Below are 9059 nucleotides of genomic sequence, written 5' to 3'. Positions count from 1 at the left end.
AGGTTCTAAGAATCCAGAAAATACTGATTCATATCCACGCTAGCAGCTTCATTTTTAATGGCGAGTAAGTGATTCAGGAAAAATATTGTTCTTTGCTTCAAGGTCACTGAGTTCTGAAATCACCAAGCACCTGTGAATCACTGACATTATTGGTTGTAAGCTGAACTGCTCGTATTTGTAGGGTTTTAGCATCTATACCAATATGAAGTTTACGCCATTGGCGACGATATTCAGGTCCATGTTTCTTGCGCTTCCATTCGCCCTCACCTAGAAACTTCATGCCTGTAGAGTCCATGAGTAGATGCAGCCCATCGCTACTTTTTTGGTAGTTGATTACAATATCAATATGCTTTTGTCTTCTACAAAGCGTGGTGTAATCTGGAGCTATCCAATTTAATCCGCAAAGTTTAATCAGACTTTGCACAAAGCCAGTAACCATACGTAAAGACAGACGGAATAAGGATTTAATCATTAAGCAGCATTGGATGGCTGCGTCGGAGTAGGTTTGATTTCGCCCTTGTTTGCCTTTTGATGGCGCATACCATTGCGTAGCAGGATCAAACCAAATGGCAATATTTCCGCGACTCATGAGTGCTCGGTTATATGCGGGCCAATTGGTTGTGCGGTAGATTTTGTGTGTAGGCTTCTTCATTTGAAAATTATATCGCTGAAAAAGCCTTTACAGATAGGTTTGTGCAACAAAGCCTGGCACAGATTAAAAGCGCCAATGCATAGCTAAATCAAGCCAATACCAACCAAGAGTATGGCTTAATCACCGCCCCGACCTCAGGTAAATTAGGGCAAATCAATATCCGTACCGGTCAGTTGGTGACACAAGGCACGCAGTTGGTTTATCTCATTCCAAAATCAATGTGGGTCATTGCCAATTTTAAAGAAACCCAAATTGATAAAATGAAAAACGGGCAAAAAGCGTGGTTTACTGTCGATGCCCTAGGCAAACAAAAATTTACGGGGGTAGTCAAAAGCATCTCCCCCGCAACAGGGTCAGAATTTAGTGTCATTAAAACCGACAATGCCACCGGGAATTTTACCAAAGTGGTACAGCGCATTTCTGTACGCATTGACATCGATGGCAATCAAAGTCGTCTGAATGAATTGATACCCGGCATGTCGGTAGTGGCAACAGTAGATACGTCAAGTTAGCAAATTACCCCTTTTTTATTCTCCTTGGCCAAACGCAGTTTAGTGAATTAAGCTTAAAAAATCTTTCGCTAAATAAGCTGGGTTAGGATATTGATAGAACCCTTCACCCGTGGCTTCACCCAATTTGTTGGTATCGACCAGTTCTGCTTTGAGCTTTTCAGCGGGCTGCTGCAAAGAAGGGTCCGTTTTTGCCAGTTCATTAAAGATATTGTAGTTGGTTGTCATGCCATTTTTATCCAAAATCGCCATCGGTCCAAAGGGTGAACCCGTGGCTATCATCCACGTTTTATCAATGGTTGCGGCGTTGGCAACGCCGTTTGCCCACAGTTTTAACCCCGCTACCAATAACGGAATCAATAAGCTATCAAGCACATAGCCCGATTGTTCTTTTTTCACCGCTATCGGTAGCATAGCAATGGCTTTGGCAAATTCGATGACGTCAGCATAGACTTGTGGGTCGCAACTTGGGGCCGCCATCAACTCCACCGTATTACGGATATGGATATGATTGGCAAAATGCAGCATCAAGAATTTTTCTGGACGGTTAGTAAAGGTTGATAACACGCTTGGCAATAACGTCGATGAGTTACTGGCAAACACGGTTTTGGCAGGGGCGGCGGCTGAGGCTTTGCTATAAAAATCTTTTTTGATGTCTAAGCTTTCTGGCACCGCTTCAATCAATAGGTCTGCATCTTTTAACGCCTCATTCAAGTCCGTGGTGTAAGCCAAATTGTTGCTGGCTGCTGCCACTTGGGCATCGGTTTCACCTAGGTCATGCTGATGCTGATTGGCAAGGTCGGTAAAGCGGGTTTTCGCCTTAGCAATCGCGTCATCGTTAATGTCATAAATCGTCACGTTAAACCCATGAAACGCACATTGCACCGCAATTTGGTTGCCCAATACGCCACTGCCTGCCACGGTAATATTTTTATAGGGTACTTTGGATAAATCCGCTTTGGGTGGTTTTAAAAAATCAGGATTTTTAAAGGCGGGATTGGGGTATTGATAAAATCCTTCGCCCGTTGGTACGCCCAGTTTATTTTTCTCAATGTAATCTTTTTTGAGCATATCGACGACCGCTTGGTCTTGTTGTTTGCCCTTAGCCACAGCAAGCTTGTAAATATTGTAAGGGGTAGTCAGCCCCAGCATATCATAAAAAGCAAATGGTCCCATCGGCGAGCCTGTGCCAAGCATCCAAGTTTTGTCGATGGTTTGAATGTCAGCAATGCCTTGGATATACAGCTGCATCCCTGCATTTAACCAAGGATTGAGTAATGAATTTAGTACATAGCCCGAGGTTTCTTTGTTGACGATAATAGGCACCATGCCGATTTGTTTGGCAAACGCGGTCACCGCATCAAATACATTAGGGTCAGTATCGGCATGCGACATAATTTCGGCAAGATTGCGCTTCCAAATCTCATTGGCAAAATGCATCATCAAAAACTTAGCAGGACGGTCGGTAAATTTGACCAAATCACTGGGCAACATGGTAGATGAGTTACTGACAAATACGGTTTTTTCGGGTGCGGCTGCTGAGGCTTTTTGATAAAAATCTTTTTTGATGGCGACATCTTCGGGCACCGCTTCAATCAACAAGTCGGCGTCTTTTAAGGCGGCGGTTAAATCTGATGTATAGCTCAAGTTTTGTTCAGCCTGTTTGGCTTGTTCGCTTGTTTCACTTAAATCATCCTGATGACGTTTGGCGATATTGGCAAATTTGGTTTTGGCTTTATTGAGCACCTCGTCATTGATATCATACACAACGACTTTAAAACCATGAAACGCCGCTTGTACGGCGATTTGATAGCCCAAAACACCACTGCCTGCGACTGTGATATGGGTAAAATTAACAAGAGGATTCGACTCTGACATACAATACTCCTAGATTGATTGGCAAATACGCAACTTTATTTTTGGTATTATCGTATTTGCTAATCACTATGTTTAATAGCTTAAGTTTAATGAAATAAGTTTAATGGCGTAAAAAGGTAAAAAACCGTTAGCCCAGTCACAGGCTAACGGTTTTTGAATGATTAAAGGCGATGTAGTTTTTTACCCAATGGGTGAAATTTTACCCCAAACAATGCCCCCATAACCGCCCCGCTACTGGTTTTTTGCCAAATTTAAAGGTTATAAAAATCTTTATCAAATGCCTGTTTTAGATTGATTGGCTCGGCACGTTTTTTATGATTTAAACGATGGCGAGTGGTCGAGGCGGTCTGATAGGCACGCAGTCGCGCATGTTGCAAATTACCAATCGGACGGTTGGCTTCAATACAGCGAAACGGGGTAAATGACAAGTGTTCCATAATGTCAAAATTACCGTCATCCGGCACATCTTGGCAAGGGATGGTGAGTTTTGCCACTGTCACAAACGGGGCGTCTTTTTCATCCCATTCTTTGGTCAAGTCATTAATGGGTTGGTCTTTTAAGTTACGGCACAGCTGGATTTGCACATCAAACTCATAATCGTGCTCACGGATTTCTTGTAAAATCAGAGGACGAATCGCCTCGCTGGTGGCATTGACATCGAGATCTCGGCGTTTGATTTTGGCTTGTGACGCTTTGGTCGGGGCGACACGGATTTTCGCCATATAGTCGCCATGACGCACCGCCCCTTGTGAGTAAAAACTGTATAACAAGGTATTTTGCGGTTTGATGGTTTTAAACTTACTAAAAGCCCTAAAAGTCTTGAGGGATTCTTTGGATGGCAGTTTTTTGCCATATTGGGTAATCCAGTCAAAGGCAAATTTGGCTTGCCCTTTCGCGCCTTTGGCAAAATAATCATTTAATTGTAAAAATAGCCGTGAAATATAACTATAGTCTTGGATAGTATTACAAAAGAAAATAGGAAAATTAATCAGATTGTAGTCAAAGTTTGGGCTATCTGGCTCATCTGGCAGTAATTTGTCGCCTTTGACACCAAAGACTTTAATCGCCAACCCTTGAGAAAGCCCCAACTTGTTGTCGGCAGCCACACGAGATGAGCCGTTAGAAAAACGAATCACTGCTTCATGACGAGCGGGTTTGGCATAGATACCTTGGGCATATTCTTTGGGCAGTTTTGGTAAAATCTCAAAGTTGGCTTTTAATGCACAGTAGCCTTTAGCGTGGGCATCTCGGGTGTGATAATTGATTTTGCTAACCGTGTCTGATTTGCCGATATAGTCACGAATATCTGCGGTGATTTGGTCGATGGCTTTTTCATCGTCGCTAGTAAGCTGGTCGATGGCTGGGTCAAACTTGGCATAACGACGACCGAATAATTTATTTAACATGATGATTGTCCTTTGTTATTTTTATCAGGTTAGGTTTACTAAACCCACCTAACCTTTTTTTATTTAGATTTACTCTAATATGAATTTTCGTTAAGCTCACTAATCCATTTGAGTGCCGACAAGCTCGGTACAAAAAGATATTCACCGCCTTGTAGGGTATTAAATTGCAAAATATTGGTATGACGCTTACGAATTGGCTCATCGGGTACGGTGAACACATCGCTATCAGCGTCACTACCTGCGTGTACGCCTAGCATTGGGTCACGTTCTTCCCCAAGGTTCATAAAGTTGCCGTCATTAATCCATTGGCTTTGCAAAAACTCAAGCGTGTCCATGGCATGGGCGTTGATACCGATAAAAAATAACCCCCGCTCTTGACCATCGTCTTGGGTCACGTTGGGCGGCACGATATCGCCATACGATACACTACGGCGGATGATACGGTGAAGACGCACATCGCTTAGAATAAAGTCTTTGGTATTGCGGGGGTTCATACGGCGAGCATGGGCACCAAACGGGCAGCCTTTGCCATAGGGATCGTCCGTGTAGTCAAATTTATTGTTTGCTACATTGTCTTTGCCGAGGGCTTCATCATCATGGTCTGGGCTTAGGGTGATGGGGGCACCCGAACGCCAGCGACCAAACATTTTTGCCCCCAATTTATCGGCTTTAGCTGGGTCATTGTCGCTTTGTTCAAGGCAATAGCGGTGAAAGTCAGCGACATTACTGCGGTATTTTCGCAGTACCATAAACGAACCGTTTTTTCCCAATACTTCAGGCTGTGGCATGGGAGGTACCACGCCCGCTTCACCTTTATAACCTAACACAAATTCACCCGCCGCAATCGGACGTTCGGTGTTATTTTCAAGGCTGATACCACTGCCATCAACTTCTGGGTTACTGATGCCATCGCGATAACCAAACACGTTTTTGACGTCACCATCTGTGCCAAAATCATGTTCCACTAAGATTTCGATGGCGTTACGGCTGGTATCTAGATAAGGGGCAAACGCCTGTTTAAGTTCGGCAAGTTTGGCTTGCCATTTTTCTTGGCTATTGGCAATCACCGCGCCGCAAATATGAATATCGCCTTTATCACCAAATGGCGCAAGCCAGTTGCTAGGGTCATTATCACCTTTGTCACCCAAGATATCGGAGCGACCTGCCATACCTGTTTTGAAATTTTCTGGGAAAGAATCAAGCGAGCTTTGCGGTAAGCCTAAAGCTTTTAGCCCCTTATACGTCATCACAATGGTCAAATTGGCATCCATATCTTTTTGGAAATTTTTTGAGCCTTTGACGTTTGGTAATACCGCTTTTAATAATTCACGACCCGCGTTGCTGTCATTGACTTTTAGCGCGACAAGCGTGCCGTAGTAAGGCGCAGGGCGGTCATGCAAAATGATGGCTTGAATATCCTCAAGTTCCATCGTAGCGATATTCGGATAAATAGCGTTCGTTGCCCGTGTCATGACGCTGTGCAGCTGCGTGCCGATTTTTTGTTTCGCTTCGTGTACCCGTTCTTTGACACTGCGTTTTTCAGCGGGTGTATCGCTGTGTTCAAGTTTGTCTTTAACGGCCTCTATGCCATGCTCGATACCATCTTGTAGATGGGTTTTTAATTTGCCAAGTAGGCTTTCATTCGCTGGGTTGTCGTTATTCATGGTCGTTCCTAGCAGAGAATCTTAAAAATTTGATGCTGAAAGCTTGTTCACCATACACCACGCTAAATATCGCTTGCTTATGGTAAAATCACTGAACAAATCGCTTTTGTATCGAAATTTTAACCTAAAGCTTGCCCGTTCAGAGTACGGTTAGAATAGTACGCTGATAAACGTGATATGGTGAATACAGGTTCTAAGCGGGCTTATTGGGCTTGTTCAATGGCTTTATTAATGCCACGCACGATTTTGTCATTACGCGCAATATCACGAACCGTCAGATGCGGTACACCTACATACCAACCGGTAGCGGTAATCTGATGGTCAAGGATGAATTGCTTGACAGTCGGGCTTTTAATCCCAGGCCAACCCTCTACATTGCCAAAAAGCAAATCCATGAGTTCTGGAATTTTGGTAGCAAAGTCGTTGATGTAAGCATCCCAATCGCCATCATAGGCGGTACAAAACAGTAGCTTAGTATCATTGTCTAAAAACACCAACCGCAAATCATGCAAGGTGCCTACATTGGTCGCCCCTGCAAGATTGCCTTTGGTAATTTCCAAAATTCGCTTGATACGAGCTGCCCCATCTTTGGTCAAGGGGGCGATGGCGGTGAGTTCAGACACTTTGCCTGATTTTAAGCCCTTTTCACCGGCACTGGTGACAGAATGGTCATAGCCATCATTAGCGCCCTCTTTTAGATTTGCCATGAGCATTTGGGCTTTTAATGCCACATCGTCTAATAAAGAAAGTTTTTCATTGTTTTCAGTTGTCATATTTATTGCCCTTATAGTTAGTTGATCATTAATTGAAGTGCATGATTTAAATTTATTTATCCCATTGTTTTATGATTTAAAATTTAAATCTTTTTTATTGTATAAGCCGCAAAAAGCAAAAAGCGTTATAATAACTTTTATCACCCATAAAATTACAAAACTAAACTATTGATTAAAAAATGACATACTAGAGACCGTAAAACTAACAGTGTTGGCTTAAAAAATTTTCATTACTATCAATAGGTTATTCACATTCCGAATATAACCTAGCTATAGAGAAGTCATTTTTCCTGTGTTGCATTTGCTAAAAAAGTTGGGATATTGACACCTTGATGATTAACTTTAGCAAAGTAGCTTGCTGGTCTAATCTCACCGTATAACTGGCTACCACTTTTTAAAACAAAGTCTATCAGTTAAAAGGTTTATCAGTTAAAAGATGTTTATCATGGCTAGGGTGGATTCCACACACCCTGTCGGATGATAGGTGTCTAATGATAGGTATAGACGAAGCGAAAAACGTGCTTTAATTAGCACGTTTTATCACAAGCATTGAAGACGCCTTTAATATGTCTTTAAGATGAATTTAAGAGGCGATGGCGTGTTTAGGTGCAGCAGTGGTAGGTGTTTTTGGGGTTGCAGTGTCACGGGTTTGTTGCGGTGGTGCATAGTTATTAGCGACAATCTCACCAAACGGTCCTGTCAAATTTGGCTTGACCAAGGTGTTTTGGGTGTCTATCGGTAATAATGGGAAAACCAATTCAGCAAACCGATACGCCTCTTCTAAGTGTGGATAGCCTGAAAAAATAAAGTTATCAATGCCCAAATCGGCATACTCTTGAATACGCGCGGCAACAGTTTGTGGGTCGCCCACCAGTGCGGTGCCTGCGCCACCACGTACCAGTCCAATCCCTGCCCATAAGTTGGGCGAAATTTCTAAGTTATCACGGCGACCGCCATGCAAGGCTGTCATACGTTGTTGTCCCACCGAGTCCATTTGGGCAAATTTGGCTTGGGCAGCGGCAATGGTGTCGTCATTCACATGACTCAATAATTCATCAGCGGCTTGCCAAGCGGCTTCATTGGTTTCACGCACAATCACGTGCAGACGAATACCATAGCTTAATGTACGACCTTTGGCAGCGGCTTTGGTTTTAAGCTGCTCAATCTTCTCTTTGACGGCGGCAGGCGGCTCACCCCACGTCAAATAACTGTCAACTTGTTCGGCAGCCAGTGTTTGCGCCGCCTCAGATGAACCGCCAAACCACAAGGGCGGATATGGCTGTTGTAGAGGGGGGTACAGCAATTTAGCATCTTCTACTTGCAAGCGTTCACCGTTGAAAGTAAAGGATTCGCCTGTGTGCGAGCGAGTCAAAATCTCTCGCCAAATCGTGGTGTATTCACTGGCTGTCTGATAACGCGTCGCGTGGTCTTCAAAGATGCCATCGCCTTTAAGCTCTTGTTCATCGCCGCCTGTGACCAGATTAAGCAGCAATCGACCATTTGATAATCGATCAAAGGTGCCTGTCATGCGAGCAGCAAGCGCGGGTGTCGTCACCCCAGGGCGTAATGCCACCAAAAACTTTAAGCGAGTGGTCGCATCAATGAGACTAGCGGCGACCAACCAAGGGTCTTCACATGAGCGACCTGTCGGAATCAACACGCCCTCATAGCCAAGGTTATCGGCTGCCACTGCAATTTGCTTCATATAGGTATGGTCAACGGTTCTTGCCCCTTTACTCGTGCCTAAATAACGACTGTCGCCATGTGTCGGTATAAACCAAAAAATTTTCATCGTAACCCCTGCTTGTAAGCTCAAAAATTGATTAAGATAACTCGCCTTCGGTCGTCTTTGCGTAAGTCCTATTAATAAGTACGCTATTCGGTAGTAATTATTTTGATACCGGTAATTCATTAATGAACTTTATGATTTTCAACATAAAATGATAGGATTTCCTCTCTTTTTCTAGAATTTTTCTGTCTATATTTTAGAGAATAAAGTTGAGATTTTTAGAAATTAATTATAAAAAATGCCAATTATATCAATAATATAATTGGCGGTAGTAAAGACTTCTTTTATCCGGTGATGCGTCTATCATCCCAATAACACGGTACTACAATCAAATTGTTTTCATGTAATCGTGACCATAATCGGACACCTAAATCTCGCTGCATATTTT

Annotated in this window: 5 protein-coding genes and 3 pseudogenes; 1 reads left to right on the top strand and 7 read right to left on the bottom strand. The window is 43.3% G+C overall.

Annotation, left to right across the window (positions count from 1 at the left end; all coding sequences use genetic code 11):
* Positions 1 to 106: 106 nt before the first annotated feature.
* A pseudogene (locus tag J582_RS23820) lies at positions 107 to 652 on the bottom strand (IS5 family transposase); the annotation flags it as partial.
* 53 nt (positions 653 to 705) lie between these two features.
* Between J582_RS23820 and J582_RS0105360 the strand changes: the two are divergent.
* A pseudogene (locus J582_RS0105360) lies at positions 706 to 1164 on the top strand (HlyD family secretion protein); the annotation flags it as partial.
* A 39-nt stretch (positions 1165 to 1203) separates the two neighbouring features.
* On the opposite strand, the gene J582_RS23815 reads toward J582_RS0105360, so the two are convergent.
* The 6 genes and pseudogenes from J582_RS23815 to J582_RS26850 form a co-directional block, all read right to left on the bottom strand.
* Complete coding sequence (locus J582_RS23815; RefSeq protein WP_031995687.1) at positions 1204 to 3039, bottom strand: 3-hydroxyacyl-CoA dehydrogenase; 1836 nt, start codon at positions 3037 to 3039, stop codon at positions 1204 to 1206.
* Positions 3040 to 3290: 251 nt separating this feature from the next.
* On the bottom strand, positions 3291 to 4445 hold the full coding sequence (locus J582_RS23810) for a catalase family protein (RefSeq protein ID WP_004280950.1): 1155 nt from the start codon (positions 4443 to 4445) through the stop codon (positions 3291 to 3293).
* A gap of 74 nt (positions 4446 to 4519) precedes the next feature.
* Positions 4520 to 6109 carry a Dyp-type peroxidase gene (locus J582_RS23805; protein ID WP_005104749.1) on the bottom strand — a complete coding sequence of 530 codons (1590 nt, stop codon included), beginning with the start codon at positions 6107 to 6109 and terminating at the stop codon, positions 4520 to 4522.
* A 203-nt stretch (positions 6110 to 6312) separates the two neighbouring features.
* Complete coding sequence (locus J582_RS23800; RefSeq protein ID WP_031995689.1) at positions 6313 to 6882, bottom strand: hypothetical protein; 570 nt, start codon at positions 6880 to 6882, stop codon at positions 6313 to 6315.
* 583 nt (positions 6883 to 7465) lie between these two features.
* On the bottom strand, positions 7466 to 8674 hold the full coding sequence (gene ssuD, locus J582_RS23795; protein ID WP_031995691.1) for an FMNH2-dependent alkanesulfonate monooxygenase: 1209 nt from the start codon (positions 8672 to 8674) through the stop codon (positions 7466 to 7468).
* A 281-nt stretch (positions 8675 to 8955) separates the two neighbouring features.
* Positions 8956 to 9059, bottom strand: a pseudogene (locus tag J582_RS26850) (ATP-binding protein); the annotation flags it as partial.

This window comes from Acinetobacter sp. 1566109 (genome assembly GCF_000582255.1).
In the GTDB taxonomy this organism is placed as follows: domain Bacteria; phylum Pseudomonadota; class Gammaproteobacteria; order Pseudomonadales; family Moraxellaceae; genus Acinetobacter; species Acinetobacter nosocomialis.
Note: the sequence above shows the minus strand (reverse complement) of the source record. Positions and strands in the feature narration are given on the sequence as shown.

Excerpts from the sequence above, each read along its gene's own strand:
- J582_RS23815 (WP_031995687.1), bottom strand. The coding sequence starts at position 3,039 with ATGTCAGAGTCGAATCCTCTTGTTAATTTTACCCATATCACAGTCGCA.
- J582_RS23810 (WP_004280950.1), bottom strand. The coding sequence starts at position 4,445 with ATGTTAAATAAATTATTCGGTCGTCGTTATGCCAAGTTTGACCCAGCC.
- J582_RS23805 (WP_005104749.1), bottom strand. The coding sequence starts at position 6,109 with ATGAATAACGACAACCCAGCGAATGAAAGCCTACTTGGCAAATTAAAA.
- J582_RS23800 (WP_031995689.1), bottom strand. The coding sequence starts at position 6,882 with ATGACAACTGAAAACAATGAAAAACTTTCTTTATTAGACGATGTGGCA.
- ssuD (WP_031995691.1), bottom strand. The coding sequence starts at position 8,674 with ATGAAAATTTTTTGGTTTATACCGACACATGGCGACAGTCGTTATTTA.